Source organism: Roseateles sp., from assembly GCF_965229315.1.
Classification (GTDB): Bacteria; Pseudomonadota; Gammaproteobacteria; order Burkholderiales; family Burkholderiaceae_C; genus Pelomonas.
Genome location: NZ_CBDDJA010000002.1, coordinates 3,992,595 through 4,017,637 on the forward strand (window position 1 = coordinate 3,992,595; position 25,043 = coordinate 4,017,637).

General features: G+C 70.5%; 29 protein-coding genes and 1 tRNA gene. 16 read left to right on the top strand and 14 right to left on the bottom strand.

The annotated features are described in order from the left end of the window. Positions 1-57: 57 nt before the first annotated feature. Positions 58-756: a PEP-CTERM sorting domain-containing protein gene (locus ACO07H_RS23245; RefSeq protein WP_422018527.1), complete on the bottom strand. Its 699-nt coding sequence runs from the start codon at positions 754-756 to the stop codon at positions 58-60. A 289-nt stretch (positions 757-1,045) separates the two neighbouring features. Next, positions 1,046-1,987 carry a class I SAM-dependent methyltransferase gene (locus ACO07H_RS23250; protein WP_422018528.1) on the bottom strand — a complete coding sequence of 314 codons (942 nt, stop codon included), beginning with the start codon at positions 1,985-1,987 and terminating at the stop codon, positions 1,046-1,048. Between the two features lie 24 nt (positions 1,988-2,011). Between ACO07H_RS23250 and ACO07H_RS23255 the strand changes: the two genes are divergently transcribed. After that, complete coding sequence (locus tag ACO07H_RS23255) at positions 2,012-2,935, top strand: glutaminase (protein ID WP_422018678.1); 924 nt, start codon at positions 2,012-2,014, stop codon at positions 2,933-2,935. 7 nt (positions 2,936-2,942) lie between these two features. Here ACO07H_RS23255 and ACO07H_RS23260 read toward each other — a convergent pair whose 3' ends face one another. The 5 genes from ACO07H_RS23260 to ACO07H_RS23280 form a co-directional block, all read right to left on the bottom strand. Next, positions 2,943-3,554, bottom strand: coding sequence for a redoxin domain-containing protein (locus tag ACO07H_RS23260; RefSeq protein ID WP_422018529.1), 612 nt, complete (start codon positions 3,552-3,554; stop codon positions 2,943-2,945). Then, on the bottom strand, positions 3,551-5,662 hold the full coding sequence (locus ACO07H_RS23265; protein WP_422018530.1) for a protein-disulfide reductase DsbD family protein: 2,112 nt from the start codon (positions 5,660-5,662) through the stop codon (positions 3,551-3,553). The genes ACO07H_RS23260 and ACO07H_RS23265 overlap by 4 nt, the downstream gene beginning before the upstream one ends. A 9-nt stretch (positions 5,663-5,671) precedes the next feature. Beyond that, positions 5,672-6,226 (bottom strand): tRNA-uridine aminocarboxypropyltransferase, encoded by a 555-nt coding sequence (locus ACO07H_RS23270; protein WP_422018531.1) that lies wholly within the window; start codon positions 6,224-6,226, stop codon positions 5,672-5,674. Between the two features lie 10 nt (positions 6,227-6,236). After that, complete coding sequence (locus ACO07H_RS23275; RefSeq protein WP_422018532.1) at positions 6,237-6,821, bottom strand: hypothetical protein; 585 nt, start codon at positions 6,819-6,821, stop codon at positions 6,237-6,239. Between the two features lie 118 nt (positions 6,822-6,939). Continuing rightward, on the bottom strand, positions 6,940-7,110 hold the full coding sequence (locus ACO07H_RS23280; RefSeq protein ID WP_422018533.1) for a hypothetical protein: 171 nt from the start codon (positions 7,108-7,110) through the stop codon (positions 6,940-6,942). A 155-nt stretch (positions 7,111-7,265) separates the two neighbouring features. Here ACO07H_RS23280 and ACO07H_RS23285 point away from each other — a divergent pair, with 155 nt between their 5' ends. Continuing rightward, positions 7,266-8,645 carry a leucyl aminopeptidase family protein gene (locus ACO07H_RS23285; protein ID WP_422018534.1) on the top strand — a complete coding sequence of 460 codons (1,380 nt, stop codon included), beginning with the start codon at positions 7,266-7,268 and terminating at the stop codon, positions 8,643-8,645. 32 nt (positions 8,646-8,677) lie between these two features. On the opposite strand, the gene ACO07H_RS23290 is transcribed toward ACO07H_RS23285, so the two are convergent. Next, positions 8,678-9,661, bottom strand: a complete 984-nt coding sequence (locus ACO07H_RS23290; protein ID WP_422018535.1) for a ProQ/FINO family protein — start codon at positions 9,659-9,661, stop codon at positions 8,678-8,680. Positions 9,662-9,814: 153 nt separating this feature from the next. Here ACO07H_RS23290 and ACO07H_RS23295 point away from each other — a divergent pair, with 153 nt between their 5' ends. Beyond that, positions 9,815-10,297, top strand: a complete 483-nt coding sequence (locus ACO07H_RS23295; RefSeq protein WP_422018536.1) for a GFA family protein — start codon at positions 9,815-9,817, stop codon at positions 10,295-10,297. Position 10,298: 1 nt separating this feature from the next. On the opposite strand, the gene ACO07H_RS23300 is transcribed toward ACO07H_RS23295, so the two are convergent. Then, a complete protein-coding gene (locus tag ACO07H_RS23300; RefSeq protein ID WP_422018537.1) occupies positions 10,299-11,201 on the bottom strand; it encodes a DMT family transporter in 903 nt (300 codons plus the stop codon). Then, positions 11,201-11,830: a LysE family transporter gene (locus ACO07H_RS23305; RefSeq protein ID WP_422018538.1), complete on the bottom strand. Its 630-nt coding sequence runs from the start codon at positions 11,828-11,830 to the stop codon at positions 11,201-11,203. The genes ACO07H_RS23300 and ACO07H_RS23305 overlap by 1 nt, the downstream gene beginning before the upstream one ends. A 111-nt stretch (positions 11,831-11,941) precedes the next feature. On the opposite strand from ACO07H_RS23305, the gene ACO07H_RS23310 reads away from it, so the two are divergent. From ACO07H_RS23310 to ACO07H_RS23360, 11 genes are all read left to right on the top strand, one after another. Next, entirely contained in the window at positions 11,942-12,730 is a 789-nt protein-coding gene (locus ACO07H_RS23310; protein WP_422018539.1) for a substrate-binding periplasmic protein, read from the top strand. 6 nt (positions 12,731-12,736) lie between these two features. Next, entirely contained in the window at positions 12,737-14,101 is a 1,365-nt protein-coding gene (gene radA / locus ACO07H_RS23315) for a DNA repair protein RadA (RefSeq protein ID WP_422018540.1), read from the top strand. A gap of 77 nt (positions 14,102-14,178) precedes the next feature. After that, on the top strand, positions 14,179-14,610 hold the full coding sequence (locus tag ACO07H_RS23320) for a hypothetical protein (protein ID WP_422018541.1): 432 nt from the start codon (positions 14,179-14,181) through the stop codon (positions 14,608-14,610). Positions 14,611-14,618: 8 nt separating this feature from the next. Next, positions 14,619-15,035, top strand: a complete 417-nt coding sequence (locus ACO07H_RS23325) for a VOC family protein (RefSeq protein WP_422018542.1) — start codon at positions 14,619-14,621, stop codon at positions 15,033-15,035. Between the two features lie 21 nt (positions 15,036-15,056). Continuing rightward, positions 15,057-15,404, top strand: a complete 348-nt coding sequence (locus ACO07H_RS23330) for an antibiotic biosynthesis monooxygenase family protein (RefSeq protein ID WP_422018543.1) — start codon at positions 15,057-15,059, stop codon at positions 15,402-15,404. Then, positions 15,401-15,787, top strand: coding sequence for a hypothetical protein (locus ACO07H_RS23335; protein ID WP_422018544.1), 387 nt, complete (start codon positions 15,401-15,403; stop codon positions 15,785-15,787). Before ACO07H_RS23330 ends, ACO07H_RS23335 begins: the two co-directional genes overlap by 4 nt. A gap of 36 nt (positions 15,788-15,823) precedes the next feature. After that, entirely contained in the window at positions 15,824-16,768 is a 945-nt protein-coding gene (locus tag ACO07H_RS23340) for a branched-chain amino acid transaminase (protein WP_422018545.1), read from the top strand. Positions 16,769-16,790: 22 nt separating this feature from the next. After that, complete coding sequence (locus tag ACO07H_RS23345) at positions 16,791-17,006, top strand: zinc-finger domain-containing protein (protein WP_422018546.1); 216 nt, start codon at positions 16,791-16,793, stop codon at positions 17,004-17,006. Then, entirely contained in the window at positions 17,006-17,461 is a 456-nt protein-coding gene (locus tag ACO07H_RS23350) for a YybH family protein (protein ID WP_422018547.1), read from the top strand. The genes ACO07H_RS23345 and ACO07H_RS23350 overlap by 1 nt, the downstream gene beginning before the upstream one ends. Positions 17,462-17,536: 75 nt before the next feature. Beyond that, complete coding sequence (locus ACO07H_RS23355; RefSeq protein ID WP_422018548.1) at positions 17,537-18,502, top strand: YheT family hydrolase; 966 nt, start codon at positions 17,537-17,539, stop codon at positions 18,500-18,502. Between the two features lie 15 nt (positions 18,503-18,517). After that, positions 18,518-19,036 carry a DUF2946 family protein gene (locus ACO07H_RS23360; RefSeq protein WP_422018549.1) on the top strand — a complete coding sequence of 173 codons (519 nt, stop codon included), beginning with the start codon at positions 18,518-18,520 and terminating at the stop codon, positions 19,034-19,036. A 58-nt stretch (positions 19,037-19,094) separates the two neighbouring features. Here ACO07H_RS23360 and ACO07H_RS23365 read toward each other — a convergent pair whose 3' ends face one another. Next, positions 19,095-19,634 carry a c-type cytochrome gene (locus ACO07H_RS23365; RefSeq protein ID WP_422018550.1) on the bottom strand — a complete coding sequence of 180 codons (540 nt, stop codon included), beginning with the start codon at positions 19,632-19,634 and terminating at the stop codon, positions 19,095-19,097. Positions 19,635-19,762: 128 nt separating this feature from the next. On the opposite strand from ACO07H_RS23365, the gene ACO07H_RS23370 reads away from it, so the two are divergent. Together ACO07H_RS23370 and ACO07H_RS23375 are read left to right on the top strand one after the other, a co-directional pair. Beyond that, a tRNA-Arg gene (locus tag ACO07H_RS23370) sits at positions 19,763-19,838 on the top strand. 292 nt (positions 19,839-20,130) lie between these two features. Next, positions 20,131-20,952, top strand: coding sequence for a hypothetical protein (locus ACO07H_RS23375; protein ID WP_422018551.1), 822 nt, complete (start codon positions 20,131-20,133; stop codon positions 20,950-20,952). An 81-nt stretch (positions 20,953-21,033) separates the two neighbouring features. On the opposite strand, the gene ACO07H_RS23380 is transcribed toward ACO07H_RS23375, so the two are convergent. The 3 genes from ACO07H_RS23380 to ACO07H_RS23390 all read right to left on the bottom strand — a co-directional run bounded on the left by ACO07H_RS23380 (position 21,034) and on the right by ACO07H_RS23390 (position 25,028). Then, positions 21,034-21,414 (bottom strand): hypothetical protein, encoded by a 381-nt coding sequence (locus ACO07H_RS23380; protein WP_422018552.1) that lies wholly within the window; start codon positions 21,412-21,414, stop codon positions 21,034-21,036. Positions 21,415-21,475: 61 nt separating this feature from the next. Further along, positions 21,476-22,180, bottom strand: coding sequence for a hypothetical protein (locus ACO07H_RS23385; protein ID WP_422018553.1), 705 nt, complete (start codon positions 22,178-22,180; stop codon positions 21,476-21,478). A 22-nt stretch (positions 22,181-22,202) separates the two neighbouring features. Beyond that, a complete protein-coding gene (locus tag ACO07H_RS23390; protein ID WP_422018554.1) occupies positions 22,203-25,028 on the bottom strand; it encodes a M16 family metallopeptidase in 2,826 nt (941 codons plus the stop codon). Positions 25,029-25,043 lie beyond the last annotated feature (15 nt).

The following is a 25,043-nucleotide window of genomic DNA, read 5'->3' on the forward strand; positions in this document are numbered from 1 at the left end:
ACGACGTCCTCGGTGTGAGTGTCTTGTGGGATGGAACGGGTGGGCGGGCGGCGCGGGTCAGCCCGCGCGGCGGCGGCGGGCGACCAGGCTGACCGCGGCCAGGCCGGCGAGCATCAGCGCGTAGGTGTGCGGCTCGGGGATGGGCGCGGTGTCGGGAATGGCGGTGCCGCTGAACAGCACGTTGTCGTAGCGGATGGTGCCGCCCGTGCCGTAGCTGGAGCCCGTGCCGGTGGCGGCGTAGGCGCTGGTGCCCGGGGCGAAGCTGGCCAGCAGCTGGACGCCGAACAGCGGGTTGTCGTTGGCGCCGGTGATGCTGCTGAAGTCGAACGTGATGCCCGAGACGAACGTGGTCGACGCGGCCGCCGGCATCTGGAAGGTGGTGGCGAAGGTCCAGGTGTCGCCGCCGTCCAGCGTGTACTGCAGCGTCGTCCAGGCCGAGGCCGTGGCGCTGTTGCGCTGGGCGAAGGTCAGCACGATGTCGGTGTAGCCCGAGGTATCGACGTCATATTCCACGCCGCGCGTCAGGTTGCCCGCGCCCTGTGCGGCGTAGGTGGCGGTGTTGAGGGCCTGGTTGGTCACGCCGCCAGCAAAGCTGGTGACGATGCCGCCGATGGCGGCGAATGACGCGCCGTTGGCGCTTTGGGTTTGCTTGGTGGTGGTGGGCGTGGCGCTGTAGTCCCACAGGGCGACGATGTCGGCATGGGCGGCGAAGCTGGTGGCCACGAGGGCGGCGAGGGCGATGGAGCGGATTTGCATGGTGGCGTGGTTAGGAAGTGCAGATGGCGAGCGCCGAGACCCCTTCCCGACGCGCGGCGCGAGCGTAGTGACGCTTTTTTACGGAGTAGGAAAGATTTCGTGAAGCACTCGGGCATTGCGTCCGTGCGCAGGTGGGCCACCGGCCCGCAAACCCGCGTCGCTCCTGGGGATCACGCTGTTTTTCAGCTTGGCAAGGGGACCTGCACCCTCCCGCATTCGCGGGGGATGCCATCCGCATTCCCGTTGCAACGGCGACACGCTTTCGGGTCCGCGGGCCGGCCCGCCGCCGTCAGGCGCCCGGGTCGGGCATCCGGTAGGCCAACACCTTCAGCGCCCGCTCGGGCGACACGTCCGTGAACGCGGCCGGGTTGGCCACGCGCCCGGCGAACACCAGCTCGGGGGCGTGCTCGGCCACCGCATCGCGCAGGAAGTCCACGCCCAGCTCCGGCGCGTTCAGGCACAGCAGCGCCTGCCCGCCCGGCGCCAGCAGCCCGGGCAGCCGCCGCGCCAGGCGCGCGTAGTCCTTGCTGGCGACGAAGCTGCCCTTCTGGAAGCTGGGCGGGTCGCAGATGACGAGGTCGTACGGGCCGCCCCGCGTCAGCTTGCCCCAGGAGTTGAAGATGTCATGGGCCAGGAACTTCGCGCCGGCCTTCACGCCGTTGAGCTCATGGTTGGTGCGGCCGGTCGCCAGCGCACCGGAGGCCATGTCGACGTTGACCACCTCGGCCGCGCCCGCCTGCAGCGCGACCACCGAGAACGCGCAGGTGTAGGCGAACAGGTTCAGCACCTTGGCGCCGGGCACCACGTGCCCGCGCACCCAGCGCCGACCCTCGGCCATGTCCAGGAACAGGCCGTGGTTCTGGCCGCGCAGCAGGTGCACGAGGTAGCGGGTACCCGGCGCACCGGCCTCCGCGACGACGTGCGGCTCGGGCACGGCGCCCGCCATCAGGCGCGTCTCGACGCGGCCGCCTTCCTGGCGGCACTGGAGCACCCAGCTGAGCGCCGGGCCCTCGGGGGCGATCGCCTGCCAGCGCCGGGCCAGCGCGTCGCCGACCACGGCCACCTGCGCCTCGGGCAAGGGCTTGAAGCTGGTCAGCAGCAGCACCGGCGGGTAGGCGTCCAGCGTCAGGTGCTCGCAGCCGGGATGCAGGCCGCCGCGGCCGTGGAACAGGCGCTGGGCATCCGTGGGCATCCCGGCCAGGGCGGCGATGGTGTCGAGCAAGGCTTGCATGGGGGGCGATTGTCCCGGGCCAGAATGGCCGCCATGGACTTCCAAGCGATCCTCGACGACATCGACGCCGAACTGCGGCCGCTGCTGGCCACGGCCGGCGGCACGGTCGCCAGCTACATCCCGGCGCTGGCGCGGGTGTCGCCACGCCAGTTCGGCATCGCGCTGCGCACCTGCGCGGGCGAAACGGCCGCGGCCGGCGACAGCGCCGTGCCGTTCTCCATCCAGAGCATGTCCAAGATGTTCTCGCTGACGCTGGCCATCCGCTCGCTGGACGAGGCGCTGTGGGACCGCATCGGCCGCGAGCCCTCGGGCAACGCGTTCAATTCGCTGGTGCAGCTGGAAACGGAGCGCGGCATCCCGCGCAACCCGTTCATCAATGCCGGCGCCATCGCCGTGGCGGACCGGCTGGTGTCGCTGGGCGCCGCCAAGGACGAGCTGCTGGCGCTGCTCGGCCGCTTGTGCGGCGAGCCCATCCACATCGACGCGGAGGTGGCGCAGTCCGAGGCGGACACGGGCTTTCGCAACCGCGCGCTGGCCAACTTCATGAAGAGCTTCGGCACGCTGGACAACGACGTGGCCACCGTGCTGGACGTCTATTTCAACCAGTGCGCCATTCGCATGAGCTGCGAACAGGTGGCCTGCGCCGCGGGCTACCTGTGCCGCGACGGCCGGCATCCGCTGGCCGGCACGCCGGTGCTCAGCACGGCGCAGACGCGGCGCGTCAACGCGCTGATGCTGACCTGCGGCACCTACGACGCGGCCGGCGAGTTCGCCTTCCGCATCGGCCTGCCGTGCAAGAGCGGCGTGGGCGGCGGCATCATCGCCGTCGTGCCGGACCGGCTGTCCCTGTGCGTGTGGTCGCCGGCGCTGGACCCGACCGGCAACTCGCTGCTGGGCCGCCGCGCGCTGGAGCTGTTCGTCGCGAAGACGGGGCTGTCCGTCTTCTAGCGCGAACTCAACTGGCGTACTTGACGCTGCAGCCGTAAGGCCGCGTCGACGCCTTCTCGACCTTCTTGCCGGCAGCCACGGCGGCCAGTGCTTCCTTCACATAGGGCTCGGCCCTGGCAATGTCGGCCTTGTCGGCGGTGGCCAGGCTGTCGATGCCGCCCTTGTAGGCCAGCGTGCCGTCTGCCTTGATGACGTACAGGTGCGGCGTCGTCTGCGCGCCGTAAAGCTTGCCCAGGTCGCCCTTGGGGTCCAGCAACGTGGCCGCAGGCACGGCGCTGCGGTCGGCATTGAGCTTTTGCGCCGTGGCGCCGTCGACAAAGCCCTGCTGGCCAGGCGCCGACGAGATGACCTGCAGCCACACCACGCCCTGGGCCGCGGCGTCCTTCTGCTGCGCCTGCATGTTGCCGCTGCCGTAGTGCTTCTTCACGTAGGGGCAGTCGTGGTTGGTCCACTCCAGCACGACGGTCTTGCCCTTGTAGTCGGCCAGGGACACCGTCTTGCCATCGGCCGTCACGGCCGAGAAGGCAGGCGCGGGTGCATCGACGGTGGCGGCGGCATGGGCGAAGGCCGGCGCGGCGATGGCGGCGACGATCAGCGTGCGGCGAAGCAGTTTCATCATGTCGAACTCCGGGAGGTCGTGGCGGATGGGGGTGAAGAGACGGCCTCGACGACGAGGCCGGGCGTGAGGATCTGCGGCAGCACCTGGGCCTCGGCGGCGCCCGGCGCGTAATACAGGTACAGCGGCACGCCGGAGCGGCCATGGGCCTTCAGCACGGCGGTGATCTTCGGGTCCTCGCGCGTCCAGTCGCCCTTCAGATACACGACGCCGGCCTTGGCGAAGGCCTCGTGCACCTCGGGGCGCGACAACGCGACGCGCTCGTTGACGAGGCAGGAGATGCACCAGGCGGCCGTGAGGTTCACGAACACCGGCTTGTTCTGGCCGCGCAGCTCCGCCAGGCGCTCGCTGCTGAAGGCCTCCGTCGATTCGCCCGCCGTGCGCACGTCGGCCGACACCGGCTTGATCCAGGTCGCCACGCCCAGCGCCATCACGATGCTGACAACAGCCGCGCCGGTGCCCAGCGCGCTCGCGCCGCTGGCGTTGCGCCACCACAGGCCGAAGGCCATCAGCACCAGGCCGCCCAGCGCCAGCGCCACGCCGTCCGGCCCGGCCTGCTGGGCCAGCACCCACAGCAGCCAGACGACGGCCGCGTACATCGGGAAGGCCAGGAACTGCTTGAATTTGTCCATCCACGCGCCGGGGCGCGGCAGCCAGCGCTGTGCGGCCGGCCAGAACGCCAGCACCAGGAAGGGCAGCGCCAGGCCCAGGCCCAGCGCCAGGAACACGGCGATCATCACCATGGCCGGCTGCGACAGCGCGAACGCCAGCGCCGCGCCCATGAACGGCGCCGTGCACGGCGTGGCGACCACGGCCGCCAGCACGCCGGTGAAGAAGCTGCCGGCCAGGCCGTCGCGCGCGGCCAGGCCCGAGCCGATGCCGGTGATGCGGCCGCCGATCTCGAAGAAGCCCGACAGGCTCAGGCCCACGAGGAACAGCAGGTAGGCCACCACCAGCACGAACACCGGCGAATGGAACTGGAAGCCCCAGCCCACCTGCTGGCCGCCGGCACGCAGCGCGATCAGCACGGCCGCCAGCGCCAGGAAGCTGACCAGCACGCCGGCCGTGTAGGCCAGGCCCTCGGCCTTGTGGTTGCCCTTGTTCACCAGCGCCAGCGCCTTGATGGACAGCACCGGGAAGACGCAGGGCATCAGGTTCAGGATCAGCCCGCCCACCAGCGCCAGCGCCAGGGCGGGCAGCAGGCCCAGGTCGCTTTCGGGGGCGGGCGTGGCGGCGGCCGGTGCGGTGCCGGCGTCCGGGGCGCTGAAGTCGGCCGGGCCGGGGCCCTTGCCGGCGCCTTCGGGCATGGGCGCGGAGAGGGCCCAGGCCTGGTCGCCGGCACCGGTGGTCAACACCAGCACGCCCGACAGCGGCTTGCCGGCGGCCACCGGCTCCTCGCCGGCCGGCACGTCCAGCGCCCAGCCGCCGCCCTCGGACTTCAGCGCCTGCGGTGCGCTGTGCGTGACGGCGCCCCACGTGTCGGCGAAGAAGTAGGCCTTGGTGACGCCGGGCGTCGGGCCGCTCAGGCGCACGCCTTGCGGCGCCGGCTTGATCTGCACGGCAAAGTTCGCCGGCTTGGGGATGAGGCCGCGCCATTCCTCGATCTGTGCCGCGTCGTCGCCGGCCTTGGCCGCGGCGGCCGACCCGACGACTGGCAAGTCCAGCCCGAGGCTCACCTGCTCGGGAATGCAGACATCCTTGCAGACCAGCCAGCGCACCTCGGCGGTGGGCTTGAAGCGGCTGCCGGCCTTGGCATCGGCCGGCACGGTCAGCTCGACCAGCAGCGCCGCGCGGCCCTCGTAGCCGTAGTTGACCAGCGGGCCGATGGGCTGCACGGTGGGCGTGGGCCACTGGATGGGGCCGGCCTCGGCGCCCATCCAGTCGATGCTGGTCGCCTGGCCGGAGTCGCCCGGGTTGATCCAGTACGTGTGCCAGTGCGACTTGATGTTCTGTTCCAGCGCCACGGTGAAGCGCTGGCCCGGCGCCACCGTGGACTGGCTGGACACCAGGCGGGCCTGCACGTGTTCGGTGGCAGCCTGCGGCGGCGCCGCCAGGGCCAGCAGGGGGGCGGCCAGAAGGGCCGGGATCAGGGGGCGCAGGAACGACAACATCCCGCCATGCTAGGCCAAACCGGTTTTCCCCCGGTTCGTCATGCCCGTGCGGACGAATTCGTCGAACGCTGCCCACAGCGGATCGAAGCGTTCTGGCTGGCCTTCCAGCAGCGCCAGCGCGTGCAGGCCGGCCTCCAGCGTGGACAGCTGCCCCGGGCGATGGGCGCGGCGGATCGCATAGCGGCCGGGCTGCACGGGCAGCGCCAGTCGGGGCAGCGCGGCCAGCCAGGGGTTGGCGGCCAGCAGGCGCCGGCTCTGGCGCCAGTTGCCGTCCAGCAGGATCAACCGATCCACGTCGGTCGGCGCCAGCGGCGCGCCTTCACCTGGATAGAGCAGCGCGGTTCCGGGGCTGGCCAGCGCCGCATCGAACACCTCGCCGCGCAGCAACTGCGCCGCCGGGCTCAGCCCCAGGGTCAGGAAGGCGGTGGTGTTCTTGGCATGTCCGGCCTCCACCGGGTGCTGCAGGATCAGCAGCCGGGTGCTCACCGCCACCGGCGGCGGCAGCGTGGTGCACAGGCAGGTGCAGGCCGGCCGCTCGCAGCGCGGGCAGACCGCGCGGGGCATCAGCGCCGGCTCAACGGATCGGCGGCGACAGCGTGGCCGGCGCGACCGTCGACGCGCCGCTGTCCGGGCCGGCGTCGGCATCGGCCGCGTCCTGGCCCGCCTGCTCGCGGCGGCGGGAGCGCGTGGTAGGCAGGCTCAACTGCCGCTTCTGAGCCATCTTCCCGGCCAGCCAGACACCGCCGACGATGCCGAAGATGTTCAGCGCGCCGAACAGCGGCGCGGCGTTGGACGACAGCACCATGCTCTGCAGCGGCGCCGAGTAGGACCGCGGCTTCAGCGCGAAGCTGAAGGCACCGAAGATCAGCCAGCCCGCCCAAGCCACGCCGACGCCGGACATCATCCAGGCGACGTAGGGCCGGTGGCGGCGGCGCGCCGGACGCAGCGTCAGGTACGCCCAGATCGTCGCGACGATGAACAGCGCCACGACGATGGCGATGGCCTCGCCCAGCATGACGGGCAGCGTGTTGCGGCCACCCAGCGACGCGTAGACCTGCCGCGGCAGGCCGATGCCGGCGTACTTCATCGCCGCACCTGCACCAAAACAGTACAGCAGGACGCCGGAGGCGAAGGCAATGGAGCGGCGGGCGGCTTTCATGGGGCCGCATTCTCGGCGCTGGCGACGCGACGGGGCCGGGAGGATTTCCCGACCGGACAAAACAAAGCCCGCCGTCCGAGGGCCGGACGGCGGGCTGGAGACTCGCAGCGGCCGCTGCTCAGCGCTTGCGGTCGAAGCGCATCGCGCGGGCCAGACCCCGGCGCTCGCCGCTGTAGAAGCCGGTGTCGAAGGCTTCGTGCTTGCGGCCCTTGTCGGCGCTCCAGTCCAGGCCCATCTCCGGCACAGGGAGGCGGCGGGGCTGCGGTTCGGTACGGGAGTGAATCTTCATCATGGCTGTCTGGCCTGTCTTGCTTGTCTCGCGGCCCGAAAGCGGCGCGATTGGGAGCACAACGCCGCCCCTAGGATGGCGGTTGACAAGCCGGTCACACTTCTTTGCAAGTTGATGTGCCGACAATGCCGGCTTCCCGAATTCCAGGATCCGTCATGACCGTCCAGTTGAAGAAGACCCTTCCGTCCAAGGCCACGCCCATCATCGCGGTCGACCGCGCCGCCTTCCAGGCGCTGGCGGCGAGCCTGCCCGCGGCCACGCGCGAGTGGCTGACGACGGTCGGCTTCGTCGGCGCCGCCGACACCCACGCGCTGGTGCCGGGCGCCGATGGCCGCCTGGCCCAGGTCTTCGCCGGTGTCGCGCACACCGCCCACCCGTTCGCGCTGAGCCACCTGCCGCTGGCGCTGCCGGAGGGCGTCTACAAGCTCGACGACGCCGGGCTGGCGCTGCTGCCCGAGTGCGCGGCGATGTCCTGGGAGCTGGGCGGCTACCGCTTCGACCTCTACAAGCAGCCCAAGCGCGCCCCCGCCACGCTGATGCTCAAGCCCGGCGCCGACGCCGAACGCGGCCTGGCCATGGCGACCGCCATCGTGGCGACGCGCGACCTGGTCAACACGCCGGCCGAGCACATGGGCCCCGCCGAGTTGGCCGGCGCCGCCAAGGCGCTGGCCAGGCAGTACGGCGCGACGTTCTCGGAAGTCGTCGGCGACGCGCTGCTGAAGAAGAACTTCCCCAGCATCCACGCGGTCGGCCGCGCGAGCATGCGCTCACCTCGCCTGATCGAGGTGAACTGGGGCAACCCCAAGCACCCCAGGCTGGCGCTGGTCGGCAAGGGCGTCTGCTTCGACACCGGCGGCCTGAACATCAAGGGCGGCGAGGGCATGCGCCAGATGAAGAAGGACATGGGCGGCGCGGCCAACGCGCTGGGCCTGGCCACGCTCATCATGGCCTTCAAGCTGCCGGTGCGGCTGCAACTGCTGATCCCGGCGGTCGAGAACTCGATCTCGGGCAATGCCTACCGGCCGGGTGACGTCATCAAGACACGCAAGGGCCTGCACATCGAGATCGGCAACACCGACGCCGAGGGCCGCGTGGTGCTGAGCGACGCGCTGGCCTATGCCGCCGAAGGCAAGCCCGACCTCGTCATCGACCTGGCCACGCTGACCGGCGCGGCGCGCGTGGCGTTGGGCGCGCAGTTGCCGGCGCTGTTCGCCAAGCACATGGACACGGCCCGCGACCTGGTGGACCTGGGCCTGAAGCTGGACGACCCGCTGTGGCACATGCCGCTGTGGGCGCCGTACCACGCCGGCATCGAGAGCAGCATCGGCGACATCGTCAACACGGGCAAAAGCGCGCTGGCCGGCGCCATCAATGCGGCGCTGTTCCTGGAAGACTTCCTGCCCGCCCAGCAGGACTGGCTGCACATCGACCTGTTCGCGTGGAACGACACGCCGCGCGCCGGGCGGCCGGTGGGCGGGGAGGCGCAGACGATCCGCACGCTGCTGGCCTATCTGGAGCAGCGTTATTCAGCGTGACCCAACCGCGGCTCGTTGAAGCCGCGGGCTGATCACTCGGCCGCCTGATCCCGGGCCGGCGGCTGATCCGCTGCCGGCTCGGCCTTGGCGATCTTGGCGGCCTGCAGGGCTTGAGCCATCTGGGACGGGGCGGCCTGCTCCGGCTGCTGCGGCGCGGGCTTGCGGCTTGGCTGCGGCGGGCGGCCACCTTCGCCACGCGGGGGGCGACCACCCCGCGGCGGCTGGTCGCGCCGGCCGCCTTCCGAGCGCTGCTCGGGGCGACGCGGGCCACGGCCATCGGGCCGGCCGCCACCGGGACCAGGGCGGCGGTCGTCGCGGCGCGGGCCGTCACGGCGGTCATCGCGCGGCGGGGCCGGTGGCGCCTCGGCGCGCTCCTTGCGGGCGATCTCCAGCAGGCCGGGCAGCTCTTCGGGCACCACGCCCTTGAGCACGCAGAAATTGGCCTCGGTCAGCGTCGTGCGTTCGAAGTCCCACAGCAGTTGCGCGCGGTTGCGGCGCTGCTGCGCTTCCAGCTGGTGGCGCTCCTGATCGGCCTGCTGGCGCTCCTGCTGCAAGCCCTTGCGGCGCGCCAGCTCTTCCTTGGCCGCGGCCAGGTGCTCCTCGGTGATCTCGCCGGCCGGCTGGCCGTCCAGGTCGAAGCGGGTCTTGGCCTGGGTCAGCGCGATCAGGTAGCCCGTGCTGCCCGTGTGGCGGCGCAGGAAGGCGCTGAGCTGCGCCTTGCTGAACCTGCCCGGCGCACGCTCCTGGATGTCGGCCTGGATGCGCAGCTTGACGGGCTTGGCCTTGCCGGTGAAAAGGGCCGGGAACAGCGCCTTCAATTCGGCCGTGGCATCGACAGCCGGGGCGGCCGATGCGGGCGCAGGCGCAGGCGCAGGTGCGGCGGCGGCCTCAGCGGCGGTCACCGGCGCAGCCACGTCGGCCGCCACCTCGGGCACCGCGTCGCTGGACGGCGACTGCGTGGACACGTCGGTCGCCACTTCAGTCGGCGTGGCGGAATCGGGAAGATCGGAATTCATCGCAAAGCGGCAAGCAGCCCACAGCAGCCCACGATCGGGCAAGGGCGGGATTGTCGTTCAGGTGCGCGCGCCGGCCCAGTCGTCCTACGGGCCGTGCTTTCAGGCACTGCGATTGCCGAAGCCGGCTGGTCGACATCCTGCGAAGCGCCACCCATGCATCTCGAAGGTTCCTGCCACTGCGGCAGCATCAGATTCTCGGTCGAGGCCGACTCGCCCGTGCCCTTCATGCGCTGTTACTGCACCATCTGCCGCAAGACCGCAGGCACGGGCGGCTACGCGATCAATCTCGGCGCGCAGACGGCCACGATGAAGGTCAAGGGCAAGCGGCACCTGCGCATCTACCGCGCCCGGCTGCCCAACAAGACCGGCAAGGGCAGGCACAAGAGCAGCGCCCGGCGCTACTTCTGCATCAAGTGCGGCACGGCGTTGTGGCTGTGGGACCCGACCTGGCCGGAACTGGTGCACCCGCATGCCGGCGCCATCGACACGCCGCTGCCCATGCCGCCGCAGAACGTGCACGGCCTGCTCGATTCGAAGGCGCCCTGGGTGCGGGTGGAGGGCAAGCCGAAGGACCCTCGTTTCGACCATTACCCGGACATGTCGCTGGCCGAGTGGCACGCGGCGCACGGCTTCTAGCCTAACGCACCGGCCGCGTCGCCACGAACAGGCTGACGAGGCACAGCGCCATGCCGCCCACGGCCTGCGGCGTGGCCTGCCAGCCCTCGAACACGGCCGAGATGACCAGCGCGATCACCGGCACCAGCACGCCCACCAACGCGGCATGGGCGGGCCCCTTGCGCTCGGCGAGCTTGTAGTACAGCGTGAACGCGATGACGGAGCCGAAGGCGGCCAGGTAGACGAGGCTGGCCAGATAGGACGGCGTGAGGTCCAACCGCAAGCCCTTGCCGGTGGCCAGCGACAGCCCCAGCAGGAAGGCCGCGCCATAGCCCATGCTCCAGGCCAGCACCGGCACCAGCGGCAGGCCGCGGCGCGTCAGCACGATGGTGAAGAAGCCGCCGATGACGGCGGCGACGACGGCGAAGAAGCTCAGCCCCAGCCCCAGCATCGCATTCGGCCGCGCGCCGGTGGCGGCGATCTCGGGCCAGAAGATCAGCGCCACGCCCAGCACCGCGCCGCTGGACGCCGCCAGGAAGCGCCGGCTCACCGGCTGGCGCCACAGCAGCCAGGCGACGAAGGCGTTCATGAACACCATCAGGCAGAACAGCACCGCGACCAGCCCGCTGGGCACGAAGCGCTCGGCCTCGTAGACCGACCAGTAGTTGCCGGCGTACTGGATGACGCCGGTTGCGAGCATGTAGCCGTGAGCATGGCGTGGCAGCTTCAGCGACGCGCCCTGCTGGCGCGCCAGCGCGGCCAGCATCAGCGCCGACAGCAGGAAGCGCCAGCCGACCGAGGTCAGCACGGGCACCCCGGAGTCGAGCTGGTAGAGGATGACGTGCCAGGTGCTGGCCCAGATCAGCACCGGGACCAGGAACAGGCACCAGGTGGGGAGGCCGCGTGCGTTGTCCGCCGCCGGCATCAGGCGGCGCGCTTGAACGTCGCCAGCAGCATGCCCGCCGCCACGAAGAGCGTGCCGAACACGCGGTTCAACGCCTTGATGTGGCTTTCGCTCTTCAACGCCGCCAGCACCCGCGCGGCCAGCGCCGTGTAGCCGGCCATGACGACGAGGTCGGTGAAGGCGAGTGTGCCGCCGATGACCAGGTATTGCGGCGCCAGCGCCGCGTGCAGGTCCAGGAACTGCGGCACCACGGCCAACAGGAAGACGGTGCCCTTGGGGTTCACGGCGTTGATGCCCCAGCCGCGCAGCACCAATTGGCGGCGCGTGACCTGCACCGCGCCGTCGTCCGCCGCCACCATGGGCTTGGCCGGCGCGCGCCACTGCTGCACGCCGAGGAACACGAGGTAGGCCACGCCCGCCCACTTCACCAGCGCGAAGCCCAGCGACGAGGCCGCGATCAGTGCGCCGAGGCCCGCGCCGACAAGGATGACCTGCGTGACGATGCCCAGGATCAGGCCGAAGGTCATGAAGTAGCCGCGCCGGAAGCCGTGGCTCAGGCCCGCGCTCATGGCGGCCACGGCGCCTGCGCCGGGGGACAGGCTGATCGCCCAGGATGCCGCGAAGAACGCGAGCCAGACCGAAAATTCCATGAGCACCTCCACACCGCAGCATCACTGCGCGCCGCGGGGCACGGGTTGTAGCACGCGCGCCCCCCGGGGGGCGCTGGAAGTCAGGCATTGCCCGCCTAGACTGCGGGCACCTTGCCCACGCCTGCCTCGTTCCGTCTGCTGACCGCCGCCGCCCTCGCGCTGGCTGCGGCGTGCGCCTGCGCGCAGCCCCTGCGCTTCGCGTTCAGCGAGCTCGAACCCTGGAAAACCCGCCAGGGCGGCCAGTTTGGCGGCGCCTACACGGCGATCGTGCGCGAGCTGGCGCGCCGCCTGGACCGGCCACTGCAGATCATCGTCTGCCCCCTGAAGCGCTGCCTGAAGATGCTGGAAGTTGGCGAGGCCGACCTCGTCATCGGCGTGCAGCAGTCCACCGAGCGGCTGCGCTACTTGCAGTACCTCGCGGCCCCGTACCGCCGCACCAGCAGCGACCGCGTGTTCCTGCTGCGCCGCGTCGACGCCCGCCGCGTCGCCCGCTACGAGGACCTGCAAGGCCTGCGCATCGGCGTCAAGCAGGGCAGCGAATACTTCGACCGCTTCGACAAGGACACGCAGCTCATCAAGGATGCCGCGCCCACCGCCGAGGCCTCGTTGCGCAAGCTGATGCTCGGCCGTGTGGACACCGTGCTCATGCCGCAGGACCAGGCGCTCGCGCTGCTGGGCCAGCTCGGCCTGCACCGCGACGTCGAGATCGCGCCGCTGCGCGTGCCCGACCCGACGCCGCGCTCCATCGCCATCTCCCGGGCGTCGCCGCTGCTCGCGCAACTGCCGCAGCTGGAGCAGGCCATGCGCGAGATGCGTGAGGACGGCACCTTGGCGGCCATCTACAACCGCCACTACTACCAACGCTACCGGGTTGCCCGGCACAGCGTGCTGATCGACTGAAAGCCCATGGCCAAGGACAAATCCCTCTACGTCTGCAGTGAATGCGGCGGCACCAACGCGAAGTGGCTGGGCAAGTGCCCGCACTGCGGCGCCTGGAACACGCTGACCGAGACGGTGGCTGAAGCGCCCGCTGCGGGTAAGAACCGCTACCAGTCGCTGGCCCGCAGCCAGCCGGTGGCGACGCTGTCGGACATCGAGGCCAGTGACTTCGAGCGCACGCCCACGGGCCAGGAGGAACTGGACCGCGTGCTGGGCGGCGGCATCGTCGCCGGCGGCGTGGTGCTGATCGGTGGCGACCCGGGCATCGGCAAGTCCACGCTGCTGCTGCAGGCCGTCGAGTCGCTGAGCCAGACGGTCAAGGTGCTGTACGTGACCGGCGAGGAATCGGGCGCGCAGGTCGCGATGCGCTCGCGCCGCCTGGGCCTGGCGGGCACCCAGGTGCGCGTGATGGCCGAGATCAGCCTGGAGCGCATCCTCGCCACCATCGACGTGGAGGCGCCCGACTTCTGCGTCATCGACTCCATCCAGACGATGTACTCCGAGCAGCTCAGCTCGGCGCCCGGCTCGGTCGCCCAGGTGCGCGAGTGCGCGGCGCAACTCACGCGCACGGCCAAGGCGCGCGGCTGCGCGATGGTGCTGGTGGGGCATGTGACCAAGGAGGGCGCGCTGGCCGGCCCGCGCGTGCTGGAGCACATCGTCGACACGGTGCTGTATTTCGAGGGCGACACGCACAGCAGCTTTCGCCTCGTGCGCGCCATCAAGAACCGCTTCGGCGCCGTCAACGAGATCGGCGTGTTCGCGATGACGGAGAAGGGCCTGAAAGGCGTGGCCAACCCGAGCGCGATCTTCCTGTCCACGCACGCCGAGCCGGTGCCGGGCAGCTGCGTGCTCGTGACGCTCGAAGGCACGCGGCCGCTGCTGGTGGAGCTGCAGGCGCTGGTGGACAGCGGCGGCGTCAGTCCACGGCGGCTCTCGGTGGGCCTGGACCGGGATCGTCTCGCGATGCTGCTGGCGGTGCTGCACCGCCACGCCGGTGTGGCCACCGGCGACCAGGACGTGTTCGTCAACGCGGTGGGGGGCGTGCGCATCACCGAGCCGGCGGCCGACCTGGCGGTGATGCTGGCGATCCAGAGCAGCCTGCGCGGCAAGGCGCTGCCGAAAGGCTTCATCGCCTTCGGCGAGGTGGGCCTGGCCGGCGAGGTGCGCCCCGCGCCGCGCGGCCAGGAGCGGCTGAAGGAGGCAGCCAAGCTGGGCTTCAGCGTCGCCGTGGTGCCCAAGGCCAACGCGCCGAAGAAGGCCATCGAGGGACTGACCATCCATGCCGTCGAGCGCGTGGAGCAGGCCATCGACGTGCTGCGCGGCCTGGTCTGACGACAACCGCAGGTTTGCATGCTGCACGGCAGCCCAAAGACTGCATAGGATAGTGACCTCGCACCGGAGGAAGCCTCATGTCCGATCACGCCGATCTCAGGCAATTCGCCCGCACCGACTTTCTCGGCGCCCAGCACGACGCGGAGTCCCTGCCCGGCTGGGTCTTCAAGCCGGTGCAGTTCAGCCAGGGACCGGCCGGCCTGGTGCTGAACATGAGCGACGGCGGCCTGCAGGTGCTGACCAGCGCCTCCGAACCGCTGGACGACGCGCGCTACGAGGTCGTGCTGCTGCTGGGCCGCTCCGATGCGGACGCGGCGGACGAGCAGGTGTCGTGGTTCAACGGCGTCGTCGAGCGCAAGTGGTCGCGGCCGGTGCCGCGCATGGGCATCCTGCACGGCATGTGCTTCACGGCGCGCAACTCCACGGCCGAGCAGTTCCTGGCCGGCCACCAGGCCGCGCTGGAGTCGGGCCAGTGGGTGCGCTGCCTGTTGCTCAAGGTACCCGGCTAGGGGCTGTCATGGCGCACTGCGGCCGACTGCTCGACCACGTGCACCTGCGCGTGAGCGACCTGGCAGCCAGCCGGCGCTTCTACCGCGCCGCGCTGGCCGCCATCGGCCGGCTGGATGCGTTCGGCGAAGCGGCGGGCTGCTTTTTTGCGGACGAGTTCTACGTCGACCAGGCCGACGGCCGCGTGTCGCATGTGCACCTGGCTTTCCAGGCCCGCAGCGAGGCCGAGGTGCAGCGCTTCCACGCGATGACGCTGGCCGCCGGCGGTCGCGACCAGGGCGGGCCGGGGCCGCGCCGCTACCACCCGGGCTACTACGCCGCCTTCGTGCTGGACCCGGATGGCAACAACATCGAGGCCGTCTACCACGGGCCGACCGCGCGCTCGGCCGACAGCGTCGAGGTGACGCGCCTGCCGCCGCCGGCCTGACGCCATGGCAGGATGCGCGCCATGAGCGCACTGCCCGCCCCTCCCTACTACGCCGTCATCTTCACCAGCCAGCGCACGCCCACGGACGCCGGGTACGGCGACATGGCGGACCGCATGGTGGCCTTGGCCGCAGAGCAGCCGGGGTATCTGGGCATGGAGAGCGCGCGCGGCGACGACGGGCTGGGCATCACGGTGTCGTACTGGCGCAGCAGCGACGACATCCTCGCCTGGCGCCGCCATGCCGAGCACAAGGTGGCCCGCGACACGGGGCGCAGCGACTGGTATGCACACTACAGCGTGCGTGTCGCCCAGGTCGAGCGGGCCTATGCCTGGGAACGCGCCGACGGTGCGAAGGACCCGCAGGCATGAACCCGTGGATCGGTGTGGGGCTGGCGTTGCTGGCGCTGCTGGCCGGCGGCGCGCTGCTCGGCTGGCAGGGCGCCATCTTCGCGACGACCGGCATCATCTTCTGGCTGCTGCTGCAGATCTCGCGGCTGATGCGCGTCATGAAGATGGCGGGCGCTGCACCGATGGGGTCGGTCGCTAATGCGGTGATGCTGTCAGCCAAGCTGCACGCGGGCATGAAGCTGGTCGACCTGATCACGCTGACCGGCAGCCTGGGTGTGAAGCAGGCGCCGGAGACCTTCGTCTGGCGCGACGCGGCCGGCGACGCGGTGCAAGTCAAGCTGGTGAAAGGCAAGCTCGTCGAATGGCAGTTGATGCGCGCGGCACAGGCCGACGCGACTTCGTAAAATCGCCGTCTTTCTTCCCCAGCCCTGGAGTACCCGATGGTCCCCGCCCCCCTGCACGACCGCGACGGCAAGATCTGGATGGACGGCGAACTCGTCGACTGGCGCGATGCCAAGATCCACGTGCTGACGCACACGCTGCACTACGGCTGCGGCGCTTTCGAGGGCGTGCGCGCCTATGACACGGTCAATGGCACGGCCATCTTCCGGCTGCAGGAGCACACGCAGCGCCTGTTCAACAGCGGCAAGATCCTGCGCATGAAGATCCCGTTCTCGCAGGAACAGGTCAACGACGCGCAGCGCGAGGTCGTCAAGGCCAACGGCCTGAAGAGCGCCTACATCCGCCCGCTGATCTGGATCGGCTCCGAGAAGCTGGGCGTGAGCCCCAAGGGCAACCAGGTGCACCTGATGGTGGCCGCGTGGAGCTGGGGCGCCTACCTGGGCGAAGAGGGCATGAAGCGCGGCATCCGCGTCAAGACCAGCTCCTACACGCGCCACCACGTCAACATCACCATGACGCAGGCCAAGACGGTGTCTAACTACACCAACTCCATCCTCGCCAACATGGAAGCCACCGACGACGGCTACGACGAGGCGCTGCTGCTGGACGCCTCCGGCTTCGTCTCCGAAGGCGCGGGCGAGAACCTGTTCGTCATCAAGAACGGCGTGGTCTACACGCCCGACCTGTCGGCCGGCGCGCTCAACGGCATCACGCGCAACACCATCTTCTCGATCTGCCAGGACCTGGGCCTGAAGCTGGTCGAGAAGCGCATCACCCGCGACGAGGTCTACATCTGCGACGAGGCCTTCTTCACCGGCACCGCCGCCGAGGTCACGCCCATCCGCGAGCTGGACCGCATCGAGCTCGGGACCGGCAGCCACGCGGGCTCGCGCGGCCCCATCACCGAAAAGATCCAGTCGGCCTTCTTCGACATCGTCAATGGCCGCAACCCCAAGTACGCCCACTGGCTCACCGCCTGCTGACCGCCGTCTGAAGAGAACAACCATGAGCACCACCCAAGCCCCCGCCGCCACCGTCGAAGTCACCGCCAAGGACTGCCAGGACAACGGCAGCGTCTTCTGCCCCAACCCCAAGATGGCGCTGTGGAGCACCCACCCGCGCGTCTTCATCGATCTCACCCACGGCGGCAAGGGCCAATGCCCCTATTGCGGCACGCTCTACAAGCTCAAGGCCGGCGAGGTGCTGTCCGGCGGCCACTGATGCCCCGCACCCCTGCACAGCAGGCCGTGCTGCTGGCCTCGCCCGACGACACCGAGGTGCAGTTCTACGAAGCGCTGCAGCATGCCGACCTGGACCACCTGATGGCCCTGTGGGCGGATGACGAGGAGATCGCCTGCGTGCACCCGGGCGGCCCGCGCATCGTCGGGCTGGCCGCCATCCGCGCGGCGTTCCAGGCCGTCTTCGAGCGCGGCGCGGTGCAGGTGCATCCCGAGCGCGTGCGCCGGCTGCACAGCGGCGACTGCGCCATCCACCATGTGCTGGAGCGCGTGCAACTGCACGCCCCGGCCGACAAGGCCCCGCCCACGGCCTGGGTCATCGCCACCAACGTCTACCTCAAGACCGCCCTGGGCTGGCGCCTGGTGCTGCACCACGCCAGCCCCGGCAGCGCGGGCGACGTGCAGGAACTGGTGGCCGACGCCGGCACCTTGCACTGAATACGGTTACACCGCAGCAAGCAGGGTTGACGCGGGCTGTGCGAGTATCAGCGTCGTCTTTTCTTGCCTCGTGACATGCAGTACCGCGCCCCCCGCTGGCTTCCCGGCGGCCACGTCCAGACCATCTGGCCCGCCCTGTTCAGCCGCCAGCACGACGGCCCCGCGCCGAGCTGGACGCGCGAGCGCTGGGCCACGCCCGATGGCGACTTCATCGACGTCGACTTCCTCGAAGGAGCGCCCGAAGGCGCCCCGCTGTTCGTGCTCTTTCACGGTTTGGAGGGCGACCGCGCCAGCCATTCCAGCGTCGCCTTCGCGAGCGTCGCGCGCGAGCGCGGATGGGCGATGGCGCTGCCGCATTTCCGCGGCTGCTCCGGCGAGCTGAACCACGCGCCGCGCGCCTACCACTCGGGCGACTACGAGGAAGTCGGCTGGATCCTGGATCGTCTGCGCGAGCGCCACGGCGCCAAGCTGCTCGCCGCCGGCGTGTCGCTGGGCGGCAATGCACTGCTGCGCTGGGCCGAAGAGGCCGGCAGCGAGGCGGCGAAGGTGGCGCACGCCGTCTGCGCCGTCTGCTCGCCCATTGACCTCGCCGCCGCCGGCGCGGCCATCGACCGCGGCTTCAACAAGCAGGTCTACGCGCGCCGCTTCCTGCGCACGATGATCCCGAAGGCGCTGCGCAAGCTGCAGCAGCACCCGGGGCTGTTCGACGGCGAGCGGCTGAAGCGCGTGTCGACCATCTACGACTTCGACAACCTCTTCACCGCGCCGCTGCACGGCTTCAAGGGCACCGAGGACTACTGGGCCCGCGCCGCCGCCAAGCCGCACCTGCACCGCATCCGCGTCCCGGCGCTGGTGCTGAACGCGCGCAACGACCCCTTCGTGCCCGGCCACAGCCTGCCGCATGCGGCCGACGTGGGCCGACACGTGACGCTCTGGCAGCCCGGCCATGGCGGCCACGTGGGCTTCCCTGCGGGCACGCTGCCCGGGCATCTGCTGACCATGCCGCAGCAGGTGTGCGACTGGCTCGGCAGACAGACCTGACCCCCGGAGGCACGGATGGACCCCATCGTCGAAGCCGCGTTGAAGAAGTGGCCCAACGTGCCGCATTGCTACGGCTGGCTGGCGCTGGACGCGCGCGGCGACTGGTACATGCGCGACGACCGTATCCAGCAGGCCGGCCCGTTCCCGCGCGTGAAGGGCAGCCGCATCGAACACGACAAGCTGCTCGCCTTCATCGGCCGCAACTACGCGGCGGACGAGCGCGGCGCCTGGTTCTTCCAGAACGGCCCGCAGCGCGTCTACGTGGAGCTGGAATGCACGCCGTGGATCTGGCGCCTGCAGCCCGATGGCCGTGTGCTCACGCACACCGGCCTGCAGGCGAACGTGGCGTCGGCCTGCCTTGACGAAGCCGGCCACCTCTACCTGCTCACCGACCTAGGGCCGGGCCTGGTCCACACGCAGGACATGGCGCTGGCTGCCGAGGCCGTCGAGAGCGGCCGTTGGGTGCCGCAGGACTGCTTCGCCGGCAAGCTGCCAGCGCTGTACGGCTACCAGCTGCGTCCGCAACCCGGCTGAAGCGCGCAGGCGCGAAAAAGCCCGCTCGCGGCGGGCTTCTCAAGAGGGCGCGCAGGCCTCAGTTCGCGGCCGAAGCGGCCGGTGCCGGCATCTTGGGTTCGTCGAACTTGGCGCCGCCCTGGTTGGCCATGTAGACGACCGCGCGCTGGATCTCGAAATCCGAGAAATCACCACCGCCCTGCGGGCCCATGTTGCCCTTGCCCGCCAGCGCGGAGTGCAGCAGCGCCTCGACGCCGCTCTTGATGCGCGGGCCCCAGGCGGCCGCATCACCCAGCTTGGGCGCACCGGCGGCGCCGGTCGCATGGCAGGCCGAGCACTGGGCCTGGAAGACCTGCTCGCCGGTCTTCATGGACGCCGCGTCGTTCACATCCTTGACCTCGACATGGCCGACCGGCGCAATGCGCCCGGCGACCGCCTCGCCCTCCAGCGCGCCCGTGCCGGCGGCCGGCTTGGTGGCGGTGGTGACGTAGTTGGCCAGAAGGATGATGACGATCACCGGCACCACGAAGGAAAACAGCACGGCCCAGGCCAGTTGCTTGGGCGTCTTGATCGGGCCCGTGTGGGCTTCGTCGTGATCGTGATCTTGGCTGGCGCTCATGGAGTCCTCTTGTTGGTCCTTGTCGTCGCTTCGGTGCCCGCCGCGCGGGACACAAAACCCACCAATTATAGGCAGCCCCCATGGGGCCTCGGCCTCATGGGAACCCCGCTGCTAGAATGCAAGGCTTCGCGCCCGTAGCTCAATGGATAGAGTACTGCCCTCCGAAGGCAGGGGTTGTTGGTTCGATCCCAACCGGGCGCACCAAGCGCATCAAGCACTTAGCTTCACGGCAAAGTGCTTTTTCTTTGCCGGCACTGTCAAAGCACCTCGGACATCCTTGCTGAGTGGGGCGGTCGGGCAGCAGCCCGCACAGCCCCTGCCTGAGGCGAGGCCATCGACATTGCAGATGTCATGCGGCAGGCGGCGCTCGCAACAAAGGCAGCGGCCGCTGCCCCGATGCTTGCGATGCGCCATCGAGGACCGGTGGTGCATCGGGTTCAGCCCCATCCGTCATCCACGCCATCAAGGAAACACCATGCACCCACAACACCGATCCGTGAGCTGGGCCCTCGCCGCCCTGTTGGCGGGCAGCCTCAGCGCATGTGGCGGCGGCACCGGCACCGTCCCGCTGTCCGGGTCACTCAGCGGGCTGGCCACAGGCTCCAGCGTGACGCTCAGCGATGGGCCGACGACCATGGCCCTGAGCAGCAATGGCAGCTTCCAGTTCGCCGACGGCAGCCTCAGCGCCGGCAGCCCCTACGACGTCACGGTCACCGCCCAGCCGCCGGGCGAGTCCTGCAGTGTCAGCAATGGGGCCGGCTCGGTGGACCCGAACGGCGACCCGGTCTCCGACATCTCGGTCACCTGCGTACCGACCGCCACCGTCGGCGGGAACGTGGTCGGCCTGGCCTCGGGCTCCACGGTGAGCGTGACCGACGGAACGACCACACTCAGCATCGCCGCCAATGGCAGCTTCGCATTCGCCGATCCCTTTGCAGCCGGCGCCAGCTACAACGTGTCGATCGCGGCACAGCCCAGCGGCCAGTCCTGCAGCGTGGCCAACGCCGGCGGCACCGTCGATGCGCTGGCCACACCGGTGACGACGCTCACGGTTGTGTGCTCCGCCAACGGCACCGTGGGCGGCACGGTCAGCGGCTTGGCCGCGGGCGGCACGCTGACACTCAGCGACGGCATCACCGTGCTCCCGGTGCAGGCCAACGGCCAGTTCAGCTTTGCCGACACCTACTCGACCGGGGCGGCCTATCAGGTCACGGTGCTCAACCCTCCCGCGGGCCAGAACTGCAGCGTCAGCAACGGCAGCGGCAACGTGGACAGCCTCGGAGACGCAGTCAACAACGTGGTCGTCACCTGCGGGTGAGCCCGGCCACCGCGCGGCCCGGCCTGTTGCAGGCCCGTTTGTCGCGCCGGTTGCGGCGTTGGCGCCGGCACCTCCCGGCCCTCAGCGAACTGCCGCATGCTGGCGCCGCTGCCAGGCATCGACGACATTCACGACCGCATCCCACGCACCGCGGTCGTAGGCCACGGCAGCGAAGAGGTTGTCCTTGCCGGGCAGCTGCCTCACGGCCGTGCTGGCCAGTTGTTCGAGCGGACCGCGCGCGGCCTCGACGCAGCCGTTCAGGTCGGCGAATCCCGCGCTCACGCGGTGGAACAGGATGGCTTGACGGAGTTCCGTGGCCTTGAGTGACGCCGATTCCAGCGCGCGCAGGAAGATGCGCGCCTGGCCTTCTCCCAACAGCTCGACGCAGAACTCGCGGTGCCAGCCTGTCAGGGCCTGTTCGGACGTCAGTGTGGGCGGGTTGTCATGGATCTGAAGTGTCATCACGCGAGTCTGCACCAAGTGCACCGGCTCGATGCTGCCGGTTGTATCCGGGCGCACCGGTTCATCGCTGCGCCGATGGGTGGGCGGCCTGCAGCAAGGCCTTGGCGGCATCGATCCTCAAGGCCAGCGCGACCGTCTCGTCGTTCAGCACCTGCTGCAGAAACCGCCGGGGGTCCACGTCCGGCCCGGCGCCCGCGGCCATCGGCGGCGCGTCGGCCGGCGATGGGCCGGCCGACGCAGGCTGCAGGCCGTGCATCGCCGCCTCGAAAGCCGCCGGCTTGATGCTGGCCAGCCGCGCGAGCAGGTCGGCCTGCCCCTCGACGCCAGGCTCGACGTCCAGCCAGGGCGTGTCGGCAAAGATCGGCGCGAGGTCGGGTGCCACGAACGCCGACCAGTTGCCGGTGGACGCCGATTGCGCGGGCACGCGCGGCACGCCGGGAGAACCATCGGTTGCCGACGGTCGCAACCGGATGCGTGCCGGCGCGATGCACGGCAGATAGTGCACGCGCAGGCGCGCCAGAAAATCCGCCGCGCGCGCCGCCGTCACGGGCATCTGCAGCGAGAACCACAGCTGCAGCCCGTCGCTGCCCGACACGGCGATGGCCGGTGCGGGCAGCTGCAGGTCCACCTGCACGCCGCGCCACATCGGCCCCAGCGCGCCCCAGTCGGCGGGACCGGTCAGCTCGATGACCATCGCGCGCACGCCGTCCGGGTCACCGCCAGCCGGCAGATACAGGCGCTGAAACGCCGATTGCAGTCGATTCACGTCGGTCATGCCACGGGCGCCGCTACGGCAGCGGCCGGCCTTCGGTGTCGCGCAGCTCGGGTTTGCGGCCGATGGCCTCCAGCTGCGGCACGATGCTGGCCTTGTCGCCCACGGCGACGACGATCAACTGCGCCGGGTCGAGGTGCTGCTGCGCCGCCTTCAGCGCGGCGGCCGACGTAACAGCGCCGTACTGCCTGGGCAGGTCGGTGATGGCCGTCAGCGGCAGGCCCCAGGACCAGTTGCCCGCATAGCCGGCCACGACGGCCAGGTTGGTGTCGAACAGGCCCGGCAGCGACAGCAGCTGCGCGTTGCGCACGCGGCCGAGTTCGGCCGCGCCCATGGGCTTGGCGCGCATGCCGGCGATCTCCTGCCACATGTCGGCCAGCGCCGCGCCGGTCACATCGGTGCGCACGCTGCCGCGGATGCCGAACTGGCCGCGCTCGCGGCCCATCGTGAAGCCGGAGTAGATGCCGTAGGTGTAGCCCTTGACCTCGCGCAGCTGGGTGTTGATGCGCGACGTGAACAGGCCGCCCAGCGCGGCGTTCATCAGCTGGGTGGCAGCCGCATCGGGCACCGACGCGAACGGGCCGGGCGCCACGACGGCCAGCGCCGTCTGCGGCGCGCCGGGCTTGTCGACGACCACGGTGCGCGCCGCGATGGGCCGGGCCGCGGGCAGCGGCGGCGCGACCGGTGCTGCGCCGGCGCCCTTCCAGCCGCCGAACAACGGCTCGACGAGCGCGCGCAGCTCGGCCTCGGTCAGGTCACCGGAAACGACCAGCGCCGCGCGCTCGGGGCGGTACCGCGCCTGCCAAAAGGCATGCAGCGCGGCCGCGTCGACGGCCTTGATGCTGGCCTCGGTACCCAGCGGGTTGAGCGCGAGCGGATGGCCTTCGCCGTAGGTCACGCGGTTGCCGACGGCATTGGCCAGCAGCGCGGGCTGCTCACGCGTCTGCGCCAGCGCGGCCAGTCGCTGCGCCTTGACGCGTTCGATCTCGGGCGCCGCGAACGCAGGGTTCAGCGCCAGGTCGGCCAGCAGGCCGAAGCCGTCGCGGGCGCTGGCCTTCAGGCCGGAGAAATCGATGGACGCCTCTTCGCCACCGGCCTGGGCCGTCAGCGTGGCGCCCAACGCCGCGGTGGCTCCGGCGATCTGCTGGGCGCTGCGCGTCGCCGTGCCCTCCGGCAGCATGGCGGCGACAAAGCCCGCCAGGCCGGGCTGGCCGGCCGGGTTGGCGCCATGGCCGGCGCGCACCACGAGGCTGGCGCTGACCAGCGGCAGGCCGGCCTTTTGGGAGTGGATGACCGTGAGGCCGTTGGCGAGCTTGAAGCTCTGCGCGGCCGGCAGCGTCAACGGCTTGGCGCGGGCCGCGCCGGGGGCCTTGTTGCGCCAGGTCTCGGCGGCGTTCAGCGACTCGCGCTCGCCCTTGCCGGCCTGCTTGGGCATCTCGGGCGTGGGCACCTCGGGCGGCAGGATCTGCTGGCCCGGCTGCGCCTGCACGACGACGCGGCGGTCCTTCTTGAGCCACTGCGCCACCACGGCGCTGACCGCCGCCGGCGTGGCCTCGCGGTAGCGCGCCAGGTCCTTGCCGACATAGCCGGGGTCGCCGGCCATCTGGTTGTAGCTGTTCACCAGGTCCGCCAGCGTCGTGACCTTCTCCATGCGCTGCAGCAGCTGCGTCTGGATGGTCGCGCGTGCCTGCGCCATCTCGGCTTCAGAAGGCGGCGTGGTGGCAAGCCGGGCGACCTCGGCGTCCACCAGCGTCTCGATGTCGTCCAGCGACGCGCCGGGGCGGGCCACGATCTCGATGTTGAACAGCGAGCTCAGCGACATCGACTCCTGCGACACCTGCACGCTCTGCGCGAGCTGCTTGTCGCGCACCAGCAGGCCGTAGAGCCGGCTGGCCTTGCCGCCGCCCAGCACGTGCGAGGCGATGTCCAGCTCCGCGTCGCCGGCCGCGAACATCGGCGGCGTGTGCCACGCCAGGTCCAGGCGGCTCAGCTCGATGCGGTCCGTGACGACGAGGCGGCGCTCCGACTTGATCTCGGGCATGGCCACGCGCACCTCGGGCGGCTTGGGGCCGGCTTTGAGCGTGCCGAAGTACTTCTGCACCAGCGCGCGGGCCTGGCGGGGGTCGAAGTCGCCAGCCAGCACCAGCGTCGCGTTGTTGGGGCGGTAGTAGGTGCGGGCGAAGGCCTTCACGTCGGCCAGCTGGATGCTCTGGATGTCGGCGTGCGAGCCGATGACGGCGCCGCGATACGGGTGGCCCTCGGGGTAAAGCGCCTGGTACATCGCCTCCTCGACGATGCCGTAGGGCCGGTTCTCGAAGCTCTGGCGGCGCTCGTTGCGCACCACGTCCTGCTGGTTGGCCAGCGCCACCGAATCGACCTCGTCGATCATCCAGCCCAGCATGTCGGCCTTCAGCCACAGGCCTTTTTCCAGCTGGTTGGACGGCAGCGTGAAGAAGTAGTTGGTGCGGTCGAAGTTGGTCGTGCCGTTGGCATCGGTGCCGCCGGCGGCATCGATGTATTTGTCGAACTCGCCGCGCGGCACGTGGCGGCTGCCGGCGAACATCAGGTGCTCGAACAGGTGGGCAAAACCCGTCTGGCCCTTGACCTCGTTGCGCGGCCCGGCATGCACCCACAGGTTGAAGGCCACCAGCGGCAGGCGGTGGTCTTCCACCAGGATGACCTCGAAGCCGTTGGCCAGCGTGAACTTGTCGTGGCGCACGGCCAGCTGACCGGCCTCGGTGCTGACGGCGGCCACGGGTGCCGACACACCGGGCAGCGCCGCCGACAGGGCGCCGGCCACGGCCAGCAGGGCCACCAGGCGGCGGGGAGCGGGAGCTTTCATGCGGGTCGGTCCTCG